The following is a 16947-nucleotide window of genomic DNA, read 5'->3' as shown; positions in this document are numbered from 1 at the left end:
CGCTTGCGCGGCACCGGCGCCACGGCACCGTAGGATCCTGCAGACATGCGGGTTGACGGGCGCGAGATCACCGTTTCGGGCCGCCTGCTGCAACCGTTGGGCAGGCGCACCAACGACATCATCCGGCTGATCCTGGCCACCGTCTTCCTGGCGATCGTGATCACCAGCTCGCTGATCACCCGCTACGAGTGGGAATCGCTGGAGAAGTCGATCTCCGAGATCGTCGGCGTGCTGACCCCCACCCAGTCCAACCTGGTCTATCTGGCCTACGGCATCGCGATCCTCGCGCTGCCGTTCGTCATACTGATCGGGCTGATCGCCGCGCAGCAGTGGAAACTGCTGGGCGCCTACGTCGCCGCCGGTCTGATCGCCGGGCTCGCGCTGTCCATCAGCGGCAACGGCATCGCCGCGCCCACCTGGCATTTCGATCTGACCGACCGGCTCGACACCGTGCTGTCGCAGTTCCTCGACGATCCGCGCTGGATCGCCATGCTGGCCGCGATGCTCACCGTGTCCGGCCCCGGGCTGCCGGCGCGGTGGCGCCGCTGGTGGTGGACCCTGCTGCTGGCGTTCGTCCCGATCCACCTGGTGGTCAGCGCCGTGGTCCCGGCCCGCTCGCTGCTGGGTCTGGCGGTCGGCTGGTTCGTCGGCGCGTTGGTGGTGCTGGTGGTCGGCACGCCCGCCCTCGAGGTCCCGCTCGACGGCGCGGTGCGCGCGCTGGCCCGACGGGGGTTCACCACCTCGGCGCTGACGGTCGTGCGCCCGGCGGGCCCGGGACCGCTGGTGCTCTCGGCGTTGTCGGTCGAACCGGCTTCGACCGTGCTGGTCGAGCTGTACGGCCCGAACCAACGCAGCGGCGGCGCGCTGCGGCAGTTCTGGCGCAAGGTGCGCCTGCGCACCAGCGAGACCGCTCCCCTGCAGCCCTCGATGCGCCGCGCCGTCGAGCACCGCGGTCTGATGACCATCGCGATCGGCGACCTCGGGGCGGCCAACACCACCGAGATGTCGGTGGCCCCGCTGGACCGCGGCTGGACGATGTTCGCCCGCACCCCCGCGCGCGGGACGGCGCTGCACGACGTCGTCGACGAGACTCCGGTCCTACAGGTGTGGGAGGCGCTTGCGGTGCTGCACCGCAATCAGATCGCCCACGGCGACCTGCGCAGCAAGGAGATCACCGTCGAGGACGGCGCGGTGTCCTTCGGCGGCTTCGCGCACTCCGAGTACGGCGCCACCGACGTGCAACTGCAGGCCGACATCGCCCAGCTGCTGGCGACAACCACCTGCCTCTACGGCGCCGAACCCGCCGTGGCGGCCGCGATCGAGGTGTTCGGCAAGGACGCGGTGCTGACGGCGTCGCGCCGGCTGACCAAGGCGGCGATGCCCGCCCGGCTGCGCGACACGTTCGAGGAGCCGGGCGACGTGCTGGCCGCCGCGCGCGACGAGGTCAAGCGGCAGACCGGTGCCGACCAGATCCAGCCCGAGACCATCACCCGCTTCACCCGCAGCCAGGCCATCCAGCTGGTGTTGTTGGTCGCGCTGGTCTACGTGGCCTACCCGTTCATCAGCACCGTGCCGACCTTCTTCTCCGAGCTGCGCACCGCCGACTGGTCCTGGGCGCTGCTGGGGCTCGCGGTGTCGGCGCTGCGCTATCTCGGCGCCGCCGCGGCGCTGTGGGCCTGCGCCGACGGCGCGGTCAGCTACCGCAACCTGACGATCATGCAGGTGGCCAACACGTTCGCCGCCACCACCACCCCGGCGGGCGTGGGCGGGCTGGCGCTGTCGACCCGCTTCCTGCAGAAGGGCGGTCTCGGCGGGGTTCGCGCGACCACGGCCGTCGCGTTGCAGCAGTCGGTGCAGGTGATTGTGCACGTGTCGCTGCTGATCCTGTTCAGCGCGGTGGCGGGCGCGACGGCCGACCTGTCGCACTTCGTGCCGTCGGCCCCGGTGTTGTACCTGATCGCGGGCCTGGCGCTGGGTCTGGTGGGCGGGTTCCTGGTGGTACCCAAGCTGCGCCGCTGGCTGGGCACGTCGCTGGGCCCCAAGCTCAAGGAGGTCGGCGCCGACCTGATCGAACTGGCCAAGGAGCCCAAGCGCTTCGGGCTGATCGTGCTGGGTTGTGCGGGAACGACTCTCGGTTCGGCGCTGGCGCTGTGGGCCAGCGTCGAGGCCTTCGGCGGCAACGTCTCCTTCGTCACCATCACGGTGGTGACGATGATCGGCGGGACGTTGGCGTCGGCGGCGCCCACCCCGGGCGGCGTCGGGGCCGTGGAGGCGGCCCTGATCGGCGGGCTGGCCGCCTTCGGCGTGCCCGCGGGCGTGGCGGTCCCGGCGGTGCTGCTCTACCGCATCCTGACCTGCTGGTTGCCGGTGTTCGCGGGCTGGCCGATCATGCGCTGGCTGACCAAGAAGGAAATGATCTGACGCGCGAGTGCGGACGGTGGGACTCGAACCCACAAACTCTTTCGAGCACCGGCACCTAAAGCCGGCATGTTTGCCAATTTCATCACGTCCGCGTGGCGCTGATCGTACCGTCAGCACCGCCTCGATTCCTGGCTAGGCCCTGCTAGGCGGTACCTTCGAGGTATGTCCACTACACGGCGTCGGAGATGGGCGCTGATCGCGCTGGTCGCCGTCGCCGCCGGCGCCTGCCTGGCGTTGTCCTGGTGGCAGTGGACCCGTTACGAGTCCACCTCGGGCACCTTCCAGAACCTCGGTTACGCCATGCAGTGGCCGTTCTTCGCGGCATTCTGCGTCATCGCCTACCGCAAGTTCATCCGCCTCGAGGAGGCCCCGCCGCAGCCCGACGATCAGGCCGCGCCCACGGAGATCCCGGCGGACCTGCTGCCGCAGCGACCCACGGCCGACCCGCGTGACATAGACGATCCCGTGTTGCGTGAATACAACGCCTATCTGGCCGAATTGGCCCACCACGATGGCGAACTCGCCGACGACGACGACGACAGACAGGACAGGACCACCGCATGACCGCCTCCGAAACGCCGTCGATCCCCGCCGGCGCCGCGCCGCTCGAGACGATCGCCAAGGCGCTGAAGGGCTACCGCATCCTGGCGTGGGCGACGGGCATCTGGCTAATCGCCCTGACCTACGAGATGATCGTGAAATACGTGCTGCGGGTGGAGGATCTGCCCGGCTGGATGGATCTGATCGCGCCCATCCACGGCTGGGTCTACTTCATCTACCTGCTGTGCACCGCGAACCTGGCGGTCAAGGTGCGCTGGCCGATCGGCAAGACGATCGGCATCCTGCTCGCCGGCACCGTGCCGCTGGTCGGCATCATCGTCGAGCACTTCCAGACCAAGAAGCTCAAGGCCCAGTTCGGCCTCTGAGCCTCTGGTGAGCCCCTGAGCGAGGCTTATTAACCGTGGACCAGCTCCGCCCTGGGTAGCGGCGGCTGTCTCCGGACGGCCTCTCGATCGAATGGCGTCACCCTCAGGTGACGGATATCCACAGGCCAACCGACGGGCACGCCCCAGCTGTGCATGACTGTCACTCCCAGGTGACGCGTTTCGGTCGAGGAGCCGCGTGGAGAGCAGCGAACCCTAGGCCCGCGCCGCGCCGCTGGGCACCAGCTCTTCCTCGGAATCCTGCTCGGCCGCACCGATCGTCGGCTTGGGAATCAACAGCGCCAGCAGCGCCGCCAGGGCGGCCGCGCAGGCCGCGGCGATGAGCGCGGTACGGAAGGCGGCCAGCGTCGGCACCTCGTGACCGGCGAAGGTCATCGTCATCCCCGAGAGCACGGCCCCGATCACCGCGCTGGAGATCGAGGTGCCCAACGCCCGCGCCAACGAGTTGATGCCGTTGGCCGCGGCGGTCTCCGACATCGGGACCGCGGCGTTGATGAGCGCGGGCATCGAGGAGAACGCGAAGCCGACGCCGATGCTGATCAGCACGCTGAACACCACCAGCCGCGGCGGGCTGCTGAGGAGTTGCAGCCCGGCCAGGTAGGCGCCGGCGATGATCACGCAGCCCACCACCAGGGTGAACTTCGGACCGCGGCGGGCGGCGACGCGGGCCGCGACCGGCGAGGTGAGCATCATCGCCACGCCGCCGGGTGCCATCCACAGGCCGGTCTGCAGCATCGTCTGCCCCAGGCCGTAGCCCGTCGCGCTCGGCAGTTCCAGGATCTGCGGGGCGATCAGCGACATCCCGAACAGCGACATGCCGACGCCGATCGAGGCCAGATTGGTGGTGAGCACGGGACGCCGCAGGGTGGTGCGCAGATCGACGATCGGCGAGGACATCCGCAGCTGACACCACGCGAAGATGGCGAAGATCACCACCGAGGACCCGAACAGCGCCAGCGTCACCGTCGAGGTCCAACCCCAGATCGCACCCTTGGAGATCGGCAGCAGCAGCGTCACCAGGCCGGCCGCGAGCAGGACCGTGCCCAGCGGGTCGAAGCGGTCGGCGGAGCGGGCCGGCAGCCGCGGTACCAGGAAGACGAACAGCAGCAGCGCGCCCACCCCGAGGCCGGTGGCGAACCAGAACAGCACGTGCCAGTCCCAGTACTGCGCGATCGCCGCGGCCATCGGGAGACCCAACGCGCCACCGACACCCAGCGAGGCGCTCATCATTCCCATTGCGGCGCCGACCTTCTCGGGCGGGACGCAGGAGCGCAGCACGCTGATGCCCAGCGGGATGATCGGCATGCCGAAGCCCTGCAGGCCGCGCCCGATGATCAGGGGCAGCAGCGAGGTGGTGACGGCAGCCAGCAACGATCCCGCGATGAGGCACAGCGCGCAGGCGATCAGGACGCGCTTGGGTCCGTACATGTCGCCGAGGCGGCCGAACACCGGGGTGGCCACCGCCGCGGTCAGCAGCGTCGCGGTGATCGCCCAGGACGTGTTGGCGGCGCTGGTGTTCAGCAGCATCGGCAACTCCGGCAGGACCGGGATGATCAGGGTCTGCATCAGCGAGACGCTCACGCCGGCGGCGCACAGCATGAAGATCAGGACACTCGGATGCTCGGCACGGGGAGAATTTCGGTACCGGCGCATGACGGCACAGATTACACACTTAGGTCATCTATTCAAATTGTGGCTACACTCGATGCGGTGTTGGCCGGCCCGTCCAGATCCGCGCGCACCAGCAACCCCGCTGGTGCGCCGCGGCGTGCCCCGCAGCGGCTGAGCGCACACCTGGATGCGCTGACCGGACTGCGCGCGGTGGCCGCCCTGCTGGTCGTCGCCACCCACGCCGCGTTCGCCACCGGCGGCCTCACCGACACCTTCCTCGGCAACGTCTACGCTCGCCTCGAGGTCGGCGTCCCGATCTTCTTCGCGCTCTCCGGATTCCTGCTGTTTCGCCCCTGGGTTCGGCACGCCCTCGACGAGCGTGCCGAGCAACCCCGGCTGCGTCGCTACACCCGGAGCCGGGTGCGACGGATCCTGCCCGCCTACGTCGTCACGGTGCTCGCGGTGTTCGCCGTCTACACGGTGTTCACGCCCGGCCCGAACCCCGGCCAGAGCTGGTCCGGGTTGCTGCGGTACCTGACGTTGACCCAGATCTACACCGACGACTTCCTGATCACGCTGCTGCATCCGGGGCTGTCGCAGATGTGGAGCCTGGCCGTGGAGGTGTCGTTCTACGCGGTGCTGCCGGCGTTGGCCTATCTGCTGCTGACCGTGTTGTGCGGCGGTCGGTGGCGCCCCGGCCTGCTGCTGGCCGGCCTTGGCGCGCTCGCCGCGGTGGGGCCGCTGTGGCTGATCGCGCATTACGGCGGCGACTGGTTGCCGAACTCGGCGGGCATGTGGCTGCCCGCGCACCTGGCCCCGTTCGCCGGCGGCATGATGCTGGCCGTGCTGCACGCGATGGGTGTGCGGGTGCGCGCGGCGACCACGCTGCCGCTGGCGGTGCTGGCCTTCCTGCTGGTGTCCACGCCGATCGCGGGTGGCACCGCCCTGACCGAACAGCAGCTCTCCCAACCGCTGGCCAAGGCCGTGCTGTACGCGGCGGTCGCGCTGCTGCTGCTGGCACCGCTGGTGCTCGGCGACCGTGGCTGGTTCACCCGCGTGCTGAGCAGCCGGCCGCTGGTGTGGCTCGGCGAGATCTCCTACGAGATTTTCCTGGTGCACGTCGCGGTGATGGCGATCGCCATGCACCTGGTGCTGGACTGGCCGCTGTTCACCGGCTCGATGCTCGGGCTGATGCTCACCACGCTGGCCCTCAGCGTCCCGCTGTCCTGGCTGCTGCGTCGGCTGACTCAGGCCAGAGCGCGCAGCGCGGGCACCAGCAGCGTTAGCGCCCGACCGCGGTGCGACGCCGCATCCTTCTCGGCGGGGCTCAGCTCGGCGGCCGACCGGGAGGATCCCTCCGGGATGAAGATCGGGTCGTAGCCGAAGCCGCCGGCACCGCGCGGCGCCCGCGCGATGGCCCCCGGCCACTCGCCGCGCACCACCGTCTCGCCGGCGCCGCCGACCAGCGCGCACGCCGACACGAACGCGGCACCGCGGCGCTCGTCGGGAACATCGGCCAGCTGCGCGAGCAGCAGCCGGTAGTTGGCCTCGTCGTCGCCGTGAACGCCGGACCAGCGGGCCGAGAGCACCCCCGGCATGCCGTTCAACGCCGCCACGGACAACCCGGAATCGTCTGCCACACACGGGATTCCGGTTGCCGCGAAGCCGTCGCGGGCCTTGGCCAACGCGTTTTCCTCGAACGTCGCCCCGGTTTCGGGGGCCTCGTCGTAGGACGGCACATCGGCCAGCGAGAGCAACTCCAGCCCGGACACGCCGGCACCGTCGAGCACCCGACGCAGCTCGGCCAGCTTCTTCACGTTGCGGCTGGCGACCAGGATCCGGGCCATGGGCGCGGCTAGCTCCCGAACGCCTTCTTCGGCGCGGGCCCCTCGGGCAGCTCGCCCGGATAGGGCGCCTCGAGGGCCGCCGCCTGCAGCGCGAAGAGCTGCTCGCAGGAGGCCATCGCCAGATCCAACATCTTGTCCAGGGTGGACCGCGGGAACGTCGCCCCCTCGCCGGTGCCCTGGATTTCGACCAGCGTGCCGGTGTCGGTGGCCACGACGTTCATGTCGACCTCGGCGCGCGCGTCCTCCTCGTAGGGCAGGTCCACGCGCACACGGCCGTCGACCACGCCGACGCTGACCGCGGCGATGGCGCACGACAGCGGCCGCGGATCCGACAGCTGACCGCCCGCCCCCAGGTAGGTCACGGCGTCGGCGAGAGCCACGTAGGCGCCGGTGATGGCCGCGGTCCGGGTGCCGCCGTCGGCCTGCAGCACGTCGCAGTCGATGGCGATGGTGTTCTCCCCCAGCGCCCGCAGGTCGATGCAGGCGCGCAGCGAGCGACCCACCAACCGGCTGATCTCCTGGGTGCGGCCGCCGACCCGGCCCTTGACCGATTCGCGGTCCGACCGGCTGTGTGTGGCCGCCGGCAGCATCGCGTACTCGGCGGTGAGCCAGCCCAGCCCGGAGCCCTTGCGCCAGCGCGGGACCCCCTGGGTGACCGAGGCCGTGCACATGACGCGGGTCTGGCCGAACTCGACCAACACCGATCCGGCCGGATGCGAGGTGAAGCCGCGGGTGATGGTTACCGGTCGCAGCTCGTCATCGGCGCGACCGTCTTCACGTGGAGACACCCGGTAACCCTATCGGGTCGGTCAGCGGGCCCGGCGGACGTCGAAGCTCTCGCCGCAGACGACGGCGCGCACCGGGCCGTCGAACTCGGCCTTCGCTTCGCTGATCACGTCCTCGCGCGAGGTCCACGGCGGAATGTGCGTCAACAACAACTCGCCGACGCCTGCCTTCGCCGCGATCTGGCCGGCCTCGGTCCCCGACAGGTGCACATCCGGCGGGCGGTTGTCGGGCGCGTGCGTCCAGGAGGCCTCGCAGAGGAACACGTCGGCGTCGCGGGCCAACTCGACGACCGAACCGCAGATTCCGGTGTCGCCGCTGTAGACCAGCACCGCGCCGGAGGGGTCGGTGAACCGCATGCCGTAGGACTCGGTGGGGTGCGACACCGACCGGGGCAGCACCTCGAGGCTCCCGATCCGCACGGGCTCGCCATCGGTCCAGTGCCGGATGTCGAAGATGTCCTTGAAGTCGTCGAGTTCGCCGCCCTCGGGGGAACTCGCGGCGGCCAGCCGGGCCCAGGTGTCGCGGGGCCCGTACATCAACCCCTTGCCCGGCGGCGGATTCGGGTGGTAGCGCCGCCACACGAAAAGCCCCGGCAGATCCAGACAGTGGTCGGCATGCAGGTGGCTCAGCAGCACCGTGACATCGCCAGGGTCGGCGTAGCGTTGCAGCGCCCCCAACACCCCGCCGCCGAAGTCGATGACCAGTGGCGGCGTGTCCGGCGCAGTCAACAAGTACCCCGAGGCGGGCGAATCCGGGCCGCTGACGCTGCCGGAGCAGCCGAGCACGGTGATTCGCACAGTCACTAGCTTGCCATGCCCGTCCTGGCTACGCCGAAAACCTCATGAGTTTGCGCGCGGCCCCTCACGGCGGGCTCCCCACCTGCCGGCGCGCCGGCGCCACCCCGGTGATGACCGGGCCGAGGAACCGCGCGGCCAACGCGGTGAAGGCCGCCGGGTCACCCGTCGCCTCGAACACCCGCGACGCCGACGCCCCGGACTCGGGGTGCGGGTGCAGCAGGTCCTGTTCGGTCAGGACGCGCAGCAGGTCCTTGGCGGTCTCCTCGGCGCTGGAGACCAGCGTGACGTTGTCGCCCATGGCCAGCTGGATCAGACCGGACAGCAGCGGGTAGTGGGTGCAGCCCAGCACCAGGGTGTCGACGCCGGCCAGTTGCAGCGGCGCCAGATAACCCTCGGCCAGGCCGAGCACCTGCCGGCCGCTGGTCACCCCGCGTTCGACGAAGTCGACGAACCGCGGACAGGCCACCGCGGTGATCTCGGTGTCGCGGGCCGCGGCGAACGCGTCCTGGTAGGCCCGCGAGGTCACCGTCGCCTGGGTGCCGATCACCCCGATCCGGCCGTTGCGGGTGGTGGCCACCGCGCGGCGCACCGCGGGCAGGATGACCTCGACGACGGGGACGTCGTAGCGTTCCCGCGCATCCCGCAGGCAGGCCGACGACGCGGTGTTGCACGCGATCACCAGGGCCTTGACCCCGCGGTCCACCAGATCGTCCATGACGGCCAGCGCGTGCGAGCGCACCTCGGCCAGCGGCAACGGACCGTACGGGCCGTTGCCGGTGTCCCCGACGTAGATGATGTCCTCGTCAGGCAACTGGTCGATGATTGCCCGCGCCACGGTCAGGCCGCCCACGCCGGAGTCGAACACCCCGACCGGGGCCATGCGTTTCGTCGCGTCGTCGGTCATGGCATCGCCGGTCATGACAGCGGGTACTGCGGACGGGTCTTGGTCAGCTTGCGCTGCTGCCGGGCGTTGCGTTCGGGACCGGAGAGCAGGTAGGCGGCGACGACGCCGGCGATCGCGCCGCACAGGTGCCCCTGCCAGGACACGCCACCGCAGCGGTCGAGCACCGGCACCGCGCCCCACAGCAGGCCGCCGTAGAACAGCAGCACCACGATGCCGATGACGATCTCCCAGACGTTGCGGCTGAACCAGCCGAAGATCAACAGGAAGGCCAGCCACCCGAAGATCAGGCCGGAGGCGCCGACGTGGTTGGTCGGCAGGCCCGCGCAGCCGCCCATGTTGCCGATCAGCCAGGTGCCGAAGCCGCCCAGGATCCAGATGATCGCGGTGGCCCAGATGAACCGGCTCATCCCGGCCAGCGTCATCAGGAAGCCGAGCACCAGCGCCGGCACCGTGTTGGCCAGCAAATGGCCCCAGTTGGCGTGCAGCAGCGGGGAAAAGATGATGCCCCACAGGCCCTCGGTCTCGAGCGGGCGGATGCCGTTCTGGTCGAGGCGATGCCCGAAGAGTTGATCGACCAACTCGATGACGTAGAGCAGCGCGACGAAGGTGAGGATGGTGGCGCCGCCGACCTTCCACGCCGGCTGTTTCCGCGGCGCGGCACCCGGCTGTGCGGTCATGTCCATAGGCTACCGGCGCCCCATGACGCCACCGCGGCACCGACGAGCACGGCGCTCACCGGCCGTCCGGACCGAACGCCGTGGGCAGCAGCTCCCGGTAGGCGGGCACGCCGGCCAGCGATTCGGCGGCCAGCACGCCGGCCAGCACCGCCCGGCCCAGGACCTCGGCGGCGGCCGCGCCGAGGTCGGCGACCAGCTTGGTCTCCGGCGACATCGACGCCGGGGTGTCCGGATCCGGCGCCACCTCCACCGCCCCGGTCGCCAGCGCGAACACGGTGTCGCCGTCGACCGGGGTGTGCGCCGGCTTGATGGTGTGCGCCAGCCCGTCGTGCGCGGCGATGGCCAACCGCCGGCAGCCGGCCGGGCTGAGCGCGGCGTCGGTGGCGACGATCGCGATGGTGGTGTTCAGGGGGCTGCCCTCGCGAACCAACTCGGCGAACGCCTCGACCTGGTCGGCGACGGGCCGCTGCAACCCGAACTCCTCGATGAGGTGGGCCATCCACGGCAGGCCGGTGCGCGGGTCGAAGACGTTGCCGGCGCTGTTGACCGCGACGATCGCACCCACCGTGGCGCCGTTGGGCAGCGTCACCGAGGCGCTGCCCAACCCGCCCTTCAGCACGCCCGCGCGGGCGCCGACGCCGGCGCCGACATTGCCCATCGCGGTGCCGGTCGCGGCCGTGGCCGCGGCGCGGTAGCCGAACTCGGCGTCGGGGCGGCACTTCCAGCCGCCGACCGGCAGGTCGAAGATGACGGCCGCCGGCACGATCGGGACCAGCCCGCCGTCCAGCGCGACCCCGCGGTCGTTCTCCTCCAGCCAGGTCATGACCCCGTCGGCCGCGGCCAGCCCGAAGGCGCTGCCGCCCGTCAGGACCACGGCGTCGACATAGCGCACGCTGTTGGAAGGATCGAGCAGATCGGTCTCGCGGGACCCCGGCGCGCCGCCGCGCACGTCCACCGCGCCGACGGTGCCCGGCGGGGTGAGCACCACCGTGGTGCCGCAGGCCCAGCCCGAGCCCAACGCGGCATCGTCATCGATGCGCTGATGGTGGCCGACGAGGATCCCCGCGACGTCGGTGATCGACCCCGCCATCAGGACTGCCCCATCAGCGCCAGCACCAGGTACTCCTGCAGCACGGTCAACCACTGGTAGACGTCCAGGTGCCCGGACAGCGGGTGGTCGGCGGGTAGGCGGTCGGGTCCGTCCGGGCCGATGTCGAGCATGGCGCCCAGCGACAACCGGACGTCGTTGACCGCCGCGATCCAGGAGTTCGCCTGGTCCTCGGTGAGCTCGAAGCGGCCGCCCTCGGCCGGGCAGGTATCCAGGATGCATTGCGCCGCTTCACGTTTGGCGTCGATGATCTCGGGTTCGTGCAGGCTGCGCAGCGCGCCGTTGAGGCTCTCGGCCGCGGCCGACCCGGCCGGATGGTCGTTCTGCGGACGGAAGAAGTCCGGCAGCAGCCGACCCATGGTGGCGTCCTCGGGCGGGGTGGAGTTGCCGGTGCGCATGCCGGTGATCGCCTCGAGTTCGTCGGCGGGCGCCGCGGCCTGCCGCTCGTCGAGCATCCCGACGACCGAGGTCACCAGATTGCGCAGCAGCGCCGCCTCGTGCGCGGCGAGCGCGGAGCGGAACCGGGGACCGTCGGGGCCCTCGACCCGCTTCCACTTACGCACTCGCTACTCGCCCGACCCTCGCGCTACCGTCAGCGGTCCTGCTGCATGGTGGCCCACAGGCCCGCCGCGTGCAGCTTGGTGACGTCGACTTCCATGGACTCCCGGGTGCCCGACGACACCACGGCCTTACCCTCGTTGTGCACCTGCAACATCAGCTTGGTGGCGTGCGGTTCGGAGTAGCCGAACAGCTTCTGCAGGATGTAGGTCACGTAGTTCATCAGGTTCACCGGGTCGTCCCACACGATGGTCACCCACGGACGCTGGGTCGCCTCGACCGAGTCGTCCTGCCGTTGCCCTACCGACCCGGGCTTGGTCGGTGCTGACGCAGCCATGGGTCCCAGGATAGCGGGCGGCGATCTCGGGAAAAACTCGCTCCTCACCCGCTCGCTCATCGATCCGCTAACGTTCCCTTGGTGACGCCGGCGTTGCTGACCGACAAATACGAGCTGACCATGCTGTCGGCGGCGCTGCGCGACGGCACCGCCGAACGCCGGGCCGGCTTCGAGCTGTTCGCCCGCCGCCTGCCGGCCGGCCGACGCTACGGCGTGGTCGCCGGCACCGGCCGCTTCCTGGATGCCCTGGCCCAGTTCAGGTTTGACGACGCCGCACTCGAGTCGGTGGCCGCGTTCTGCGACGACACCACCCTGGAGTACCTGCGCGACTTCAGCTTCGGCGGCGATGTCGACGGCTACGCCGAGGGCGAGCTGTACTTCCCGGACTCCCCCGTGCTCTCCGTACACGGCACCTTCGCCGAATGCGTGCTGCTGGAGACGCTGTCGCTGTCAATCTTCAACCACGACAGCGCGATCGCCTCGGCGGCCGCGCGGATGGTCAGCGCCGCGGCGGGACGGCGGCTGATCGAGATGGGTTCGCGGCGCACCCACGAGCGGGCCGCGGTCGCCGCGGCGCGCGCCGCCTACATCGCCGGGTTCGACGGCAGCTCCAACCTGGAGGCCGACCGCACCTACGGCGTCCCGGCGCTGGGCACCAGCGCGCACGCCTTCACCATGCTCTACACCGGGCCCGACGGCCCCGACGAGCCGGCCGCGTTCCGCGCGCAGGTGGCCGCGCTGGGGGTGGGCACCACGCTGCTGGTCGACACCTACGACGTCACCGCCGGGGTGGCCAACGCGGTCGCCGCGGCGGGCCCGGAACTGGGCGCGGTGCGCATCGACTCCGGCGACCTGGGGGTGCTGGCCGGTCAGGTCCGCCGCCAGCTCGACGAGCTGGGCGCCACCGACACCCGCATCGTGGTCTCCGGGGATCTCGACGAGTTCGCGATCGCCGCGCTGCGCGCCGAGCCCGTCGACAGCTACGGCGTGGGCACCTCGCTGGTCACCGGCTCGGGCGCGCCCACCGCCAACATGGTCTACAAACTGGTCGAGGTCGACGGCCGGCCGGTGAGCAAGCGCAGCAGCCACAAGCAGTCCCACGGCGGCGCGAAACAGGCCGTGCGGCTGGCCAAACCGTCGGGCACCATCACCGAGGAAGTGGTGTTCCCCGCCGGGCGGCCCCCCGCCGACGCCGACGGCGGCCGAGCGCTGAGCGTGCCGCTGGTGCGGGCCGGACGCCGGGTCGACGACGGCGGCCTGGGGGCGGCGCGCGCCCTGGTCTCGACGGGGCTGACCAGCCTGCCGTGGGAGGGGCTCAAACTGTCCCGCGGCGAGCCGGCCATTCCGACCCGGCTGGTCGCGCCGTGACCGCGCACCGATGACGGTCGGCGACCCCGAACAGGCCGGCACCGTCGAACTGCTGGCCGAGGCGGTCGCCGCGCTCGGCGGCACCGAACGGTCCGGGCAGATCGAGATGGCCCAGGCCGTGGCGCGCGCGTTCGCCACCGGCGAGCATCTGGCGGTGCAGGCCGGCACCGGCACCGGAAAGTCACTCGCCTACCTGGTGCCCGCGCTGGCCGCGGCGATCTCGGCCGACCGCGACCCCTCGCGCGCGGCCGTCGTCGTCTCGACGGCGACCATCGCCCTGCAGCGCCAACTCGTGGACCGCGACCTGCCCCGCCTGGCCGAGGCGCTCACCGCGAAACTGCCCCGCAAGCCGCGCTTCGCGCTGCTCAAGGGCCGCGGAAACTACCTGTGCCTGAACAAGATCCACAGCGGCGGCACCGATTCCGAGGCCGCCGAGGCCGCGCAGGACGAACTGTTCGAACCGTTCGCGGCCACCGCCCTGGGCCGGGAGGTGCAGCGGCTCACGGCGTGGTCCTCGGAGACCGAGACCGGTGACCGCGACGAGCTCAAGCCCGGTGTCAGCGAACGGGCCTGGGGCCAGGTCAGCGTGTCCGCGCGCGAGTGCATCGGGGTGTCCCGCTGCCCGTACGGCACCGACTGCTTCTCCGAAAAGGCCCGCGGCGCGGCGGGTTTGGCCGACGTCGTCGTCACCAACCACGCCCTGTTGTCCATCGACGCGATCGCCGACGCCTCGGTGCTGCCCGAGCACGACCTGCTGGTGGTCGACGAGGCGCACGAGTTGGTGGACCGGGTCACCGCGGTGGCCACCGGCGAACTGACCCCGGCGAGCCTCGGGGTGGCCCAGCGGCGCAGCAGCCGGTTGATCGGCCCGGAACTGGTGACACGCCTCGACGCCGCCGCCGCGACCTTCACCTCCGCGATCCACGACGCCGAGCCCGGCCGCATCGACCACCTTGACGACGAACTGGCCACGTACCTGACCAGCCTGCGCGACGCCGCGCACGCGGCGCGCTCGGCGATCAACCCCACCCCGGGTGACCCGCAGGCCGCCGCGGCGCGGGCCGAGGCCGTGGCCGGCCTCAGCGACATCGCCGATACCGCCGCCCGGATCCTCGAGTCGTTCGGGCCGCCGTTGACCGAGCGCACCGACGTGGTCTGGCTCGACCACGAGGAGAGCCGCGGCTCGGTGCGCCCGGTGCTGCGCGTCGCGCCGCTGTCGGTGGCGGGCCTGCTGCGCGCGCGTCTGTTCGCGACCACGACGACGGTGCTGACTTCGGCGACGCTGACCGTGGGCGGCACCTTCGACTCGATGGCCGCCGCGTGGGGCCTGACCCGCGCCCCCAGCAAGGAACCCGACAACACCCCGGCGCCGGCCGCTCCGCAGTGGCGCGGCATCGACGTCGGATCGCCCTTCCAGCACGCCAAGGCCGGCATCCTCTATGTCGCCAAGAAGCTGCCCCCGCCGGGTCGGGACGGCACCGGGACCAGCGAACAGCTCAGCGAGATCGAGGAATTGATCACCGCGATCGGCGGCCGCACCCTGGGTCTGTTCTCCTCGATGCGCGCGGCCCGGGCCGCCGCGGAGGTCATGCGGGAACGGTTGGACACCCCGGTGCTCTGTCAGGGCGAGGAGTCCACCTCGACGCTCATCGAACAGTTCGCCGCCGACGACGCCACCTCGCTGTTCGGGACGCTGTCGCTGTGGCAGGGCGTCGACGTGCCGGGCCCGTCGCTGTCGCTGGTGCTCATCGACCGCATCCCGTTCCCCCGCCCGGACGATCCGCTGCTGACGGCGCGGCAGCGCTCGATCGGCGCGCGCGGCGGCAACGGGTTCATGGCGGTCTCGGCCTCGCACGCGGCGCTGCTGCTGGCCCAGGGCGCCGGGCGACTGCTGCGCCGGGCCGACGATCGCGGCGTGGTGGCGGTCCTGGACTCCAGGATGGCCACCGCGCGCTACGCCGGCTATCTGCGGGCCTCGCTGCCGCCGTTCTGGTCGACGACGGATCCGGCCGCGGTCCGGCAGGCATTGACGCGTCTGCGCGCGACATTGGACGGCAAGTGATCCCGGTCGGCGCGCCGCGCCGTTAGTCTGACTGGCGAAACGGGGGCGCGGGCTCCTCGGGGTCGGGAGGTGGCGCCAGTATGCCGAGGCGGGGCCTGGGTTTTGCGATCGGTGCCGCGGCGGTGATGTTGGCAGCCTGTTCCACCACCGTGCAGGGCGCGCCGGTCTCGGTGTTCGCCGATCCGTTCAAGGTCGCCGGGATGCGCGCCGTCGACGGGCCGACGGGTCTGCGCGACAGCGTGCACCGCGAGGGGCGCTCGGTCGCCGAGTCCGACGGCGGTGAGATCGACGAGATCGCCGGGCAGTCTGTCGCCGACATCGAGCAGTTCTGGGACGGCGCCTTCCCAGCAGCGTTCCCGGGCCGTACTTTTCGTCCCGTCGACGCGGTGATCTCCTGGGACGCCGACGATTACGACGGCGTGTTCTGCGGATCGGAGACCTACGGCCTGGTCAACGCGGCCTTCTGCCCCATCGACAACACCATCGGCTGGGACCGCGCCGTGTTGCTGCCCGCGCTGCGACAGGCGCACGGCGACATGGCGATCACCATGGTGCTGGCCCACGAGTACGGCCATTCGGTGCAGCAGCAGGCCCGGCTGAACCGGCGCGGCACCTCGACGTTGGTGGCCGAACAGCAGGCCGACTGTTTCTCCGGCGCCTACATGCGATGGGTGGCCGAGGACAACTCCGACCGGTTCACGCTGAGCACCGGCGACGGGCTGAACAACCTGCTGGCCGGGATGATCGTGTTCCGCGATCCGCTGCTCACCGAGGACGACTTCGTCTACAGCGACGACATCGACGAGCACGGTTCGGCGTTCGAGCGCATCTCGGCGTTCCAGTTCGGCTTCACCGACGGCGCCGCGGCGTGCGCGGCCATCGACGCCAAGGAGGTCAAGCAGCGCCGCGGCGAACTGCCGGTGGCGCTGCAGCAGGGCGAGACCGGCGAATGGCCGGTGACCGAGGAATCGGTACGCTCGTTCATCGACGCGCTGAACACCAAGTTCACGCCGTCCGCGCCGCCCGAGTTGAGCTTCGACACCGACCCGTCGAGCTGTCCGGATGCGCGGCCCAGCCCGCCCGCGTCGTACTGTCCGGCGACCAACACCATCACCGTCGACCTCGCGGGTCTCGCCGAGATGGGCTCCAGCCCCACCGAATTCGACCCAGGCGCACCGTTTTCCGGCGACAACTCGGCGTATTCGGTGTTGGTGTCGCGCTACATGCTGGCCCTGCAGCACGCCCGCGGCAACCTGGCGCTCGACACCGCCGAGGCCGCGCTGCGCACCGCCTGCCTGACCGGGGTGGCGACCACCATCTTGGCCCAGCGGGTCACCACCCCCGACGGCAACACCATCGCGCTCACGGCCGGCGACCTGGACGAGGCCGTCGCCGGTCTGCTGAGCAACGGCCTGGTAGCCAGCGACGTCAACGGCGAGTCGGTGCCCGCCGGGTTCTCCCGCATCGACGCGTTTCGCACCGGCGTGCTCGGCGATCAGGCCCGCTGCCTCAAGCGCTTCCCCTGAC

15 protein-coding genes, 1 tRNA gene and 1 pseudogene are annotated in these 16947 nt (G+C 71.1%); 7 read left to right on the top strand and 10 right to left on the bottom strand.

What is annotated here, in order from left to right:
* Positions 1–45 precede the first annotated feature (45 nt).
* A complete protein-coding gene (locus EL338_RS06630; protein ID WP_126332999.1) occupies positions 46–2421 on the top strand; it encodes a flippase-like domain-containing protein in 2376 nt (791 codons plus the stop codon).
* Between the two features lie 8 nt (positions 2422–2429).
* Here EL338_RS06630 and EL338_RS06625 read toward each other — a convergent pair.
* A tRNA-Leu gene (locus EL338_RS06625) sits at positions 2430–2513 on the bottom strand.
* Between the two features lie 70 nt (positions 2514–2583).
* On the opposite strand from EL338_RS06625, the gene EL338_RS06620 reads away from it, so the two are divergent.
* Positions 2584–2985, top strand: coding sequence for a hypothetical protein (locus tag EL338_RS06620; RefSeq protein ID WP_126332998.1), 402 nt, complete (start codon positions 2584–2586; stop codon positions 2983–2985).
* Complete coding sequence (locus EL338_RS06615; RefSeq protein WP_126332997.1) at positions 2982–3347, top strand: DUF3817 domain-containing protein; 366 nt, start codon at positions 2982–2984, stop codon at positions 3345–3347. The genes EL338_RS06620 and EL338_RS06615 overlap by 4 nt, the downstream gene beginning before the upstream one ends.
* Positions 3348–3560: 213 nt before the next feature.
* On the opposite strand, the gene EL338_RS06610 is transcribed toward EL338_RS06615, so the two are convergent.
* The gene (locus tag EL338_RS06610) at positions 3561–5018 is read right to left on the bottom strand and encodes an MFS transporter (RefSeq protein ID WP_126332996.1); all 1458 of its coding nucleotides are present in this window, start codon (positions 5016–5018) and stop codon (positions 3561–3563) included.
* Between the two features lie 39 nt (positions 5019–5057).
* Between EL338_RS06610 and EL338_RS06605 the strand changes: the two are divergent.
* Positions 5058–6236, top strand: a pseudogene (locus EL338_RS06605) (acyltransferase family protein); the annotation flags it as partial.
* On the opposite strand, the gene rdgB reads toward EL338_RS06605, so the two are convergent.
* The 8 genes from rdgB to clpS are packed head-to-tail and all read right to left on the bottom strand — an operon-like array spanning position 6224 to position 11990.
* Complete coding sequence (gene rdgB / locus EL338_RS06600; protein WP_126332995.1) at positions 6224–6823, bottom strand: RdgB/HAM1 family non-canonical purine NTP pyrophosphatase; 600 nt, start codon at positions 6821–6823, stop codon at positions 6224–6226. The pseudogene EL338_RS06605 and the gene rdgB sit on opposite strands and share 13 nt — an antisense overlap.
* Before the next feature lie 8 nt (positions 6824–6831).
* On the bottom strand, positions 6832–7611 hold the full coding sequence (rph, locus tag EL338_RS06595; protein ID WP_126332994.1) for a ribonuclease PH: 780 nt from the start codon (positions 7609–7611) through the stop codon (positions 6832–6834).
* Between the two features lie 21 nt (positions 7612–7632).
* Positions 7633–8412 carry a cyclic nucleotide-degrading phosphodiesterase gene (locus EL338_RS06590; protein ID WP_126332993.1) on the bottom strand — a complete coding sequence of 260 codons (780 nt, stop codon included), beginning with the start codon at positions 8410–8412 and terminating at the stop codon, positions 7633–7635.
* A 58-nt stretch (positions 8413–8470) separates the two neighbouring features.
* Complete coding sequence (gene murI / locus EL338_RS06585) at positions 8471–9310, bottom strand: glutamate racemase (protein WP_126336712.1); 840 nt, start codon at positions 9308–9310, stop codon at positions 8471–8473.
* 11 nt (positions 9311–9321) lie between these two features.
* Positions 9322–9987, bottom strand: a complete 666-nt coding sequence (locus EL338_RS06580) for a rhomboid family intramembrane serine protease (protein WP_126332992.1) — start codon at positions 9985–9987, stop codon at positions 9322–9324.
* A gap of 55 nt (positions 9988–10042) precedes the next feature.
* Entirely contained in the window at positions 10043–11077 is a 1035-nt protein-coding gene (locus EL338_RS06575; protein ID WP_126332991.1) for a P1 family peptidase, read from the bottom strand.
* Positions 11077–11658 carry an oxidative stress transcriptional regulator AosR gene (gene aosR / locus EL338_RS06570; protein ID WP_126332990.1) on the bottom strand — a complete coding sequence of 194 codons (582 nt, stop codon included), beginning with the start codon at positions 11656–11658 and terminating at the stop codon, positions 11077–11079. Before aosR ends, EL338_RS06575 begins: the two co-directional genes overlap by 1 nt.
* Before the next feature lie 29 nt (positions 11659–11687).
* On the bottom strand, positions 11688–11990 hold the full coding sequence (gene clpS, locus EL338_RS06565) for an ATP-dependent Clp protease adapter ClpS (RefSeq protein ID WP_126332989.1): 303 nt from the start codon (positions 11988–11990) through the stop codon (positions 11688–11690).
* Between the two features lie 81 nt (positions 11991–12071).
* On the opposite strand from clpS, the gene EL338_RS06560 reads away from it, so the two are divergent.
* The 3 genes from EL338_RS06560 to EL338_RS06550 all read left to right on the top strand — a co-directional run bounded on the left by EL338_RS06560 (position 12072) and on the right by EL338_RS06550 (position 16946).
* Positions 12072–13358, top strand: a complete 1287-nt coding sequence (locus EL338_RS06560; protein WP_170217430.1) for a nicotinate phosphoribosyltransferase — start codon at positions 12072–12074, stop codon at positions 13356–13358.
* Between the two features lie 10 nt (positions 13359–13368).
* Positions 13369–15420 carry an ATP-dependent DNA helicase gene (locus tag EL338_RS06555; protein WP_126332988.1) on the top strand — a complete coding sequence of 684 codons (2052 nt, stop codon included), beginning with the start codon at positions 13369–13371 and terminating at the stop codon, positions 15418–15420.
* 80 nt (positions 15421–15500) lie between these two features.
* Positions 15501–16946 (top strand): neutral zinc metallopeptidase, encoded by a 1446-nt coding sequence (locus EL338_RS06550; protein ID WP_126332987.1) that lies wholly within the window; start codon positions 15501–15503, stop codon positions 16944–16946.
* Position 16947 lies beyond the last annotated feature (1 nt).

It is taken from the genome of Mycolicibacterium chitae (assembly GCF_900637205.1).
GTDB classification, from domain to species: Bacteria; Actinomycetota; Actinomycetes; order Mycobacteriales; family Mycobacteriaceae; genus Mycobacterium; species Mycobacterium chitae.
This window is presented reverse-complemented; position numbering and strand designations above follow the sequence as displayed.

Coding starts and splice junctions, on each gene's coding strand:
- EL338_RS06630 (WP_126332999.1), top strand. CDS start 46: ATGCGGGTTGACGGGCGCGAGATCACCGTTTCGGGCCGCCTGCTGCAA.
- EL338_RS06620 (WP_126332998.1), top strand. CDS start 2,584: ATGTCCACTACACGGCGTCGGAGATGGGCGCTGATCGCGCTGGTCGCC.
- EL338_RS06615 (WP_126332997.1), top strand. CDS start 2,982: ATGACCGCCTCCGAAACGCCGTCGATCCCCGCCGGCGCCGCGCCGCTC.
- EL338_RS06610 (WP_126332996.1), bottom strand. CDS start 5,018: ATGCGCCGGTACCGAAATTCTCCCCGTGCCGAGCATCCGAGTGTCCTG.
- rdgB (WP_126332995.1), bottom strand. CDS start 6,823: ATGGCCCGGATCCTGGTCGCCAGCCGCAACGTGAAGAAGCTGGCCGAG.
- murI (WP_126336712.1), bottom strand. CDS start 9,310: ATGACCGACGACGCGACGAAACGCATGGCCCCGGTCGGGGTGTTCGAC.
- EL338_RS06580 (WP_126332992.1), bottom strand. CDS start 9,987: ATGACCGCACAGCCGGGTGCCGCGCCGCGGAAACAGCCGGCGTGGAAG.
- EL338_RS06575 (WP_126332991.1), bottom strand. CDS start 11,077: ATGGCGGGGTCGATCACCGACGTCGCGGGGATCCTCGTCGGCCACCAT.
- clpS (WP_126332989.1), bottom strand. CDS start 11,990: ATGGCTGCGTCAGCACCGACCAAGCCCGGGTCGGTAGGGCAACGGCAG.
- EL338_RS06555 (WP_126332988.1), top strand. CDS start 13,369: ATGACGGTCGGCGACCCCGAACAGGCCGGCACCGTCGAACTGCTGGCC.
- EL338_RS06550 (WP_126332987.1), top strand. CDS start 15,501: ATGCCGAGGCGGGGCCTGGGTTTTGCGATCGGTGCCGCGGCGGTGATG.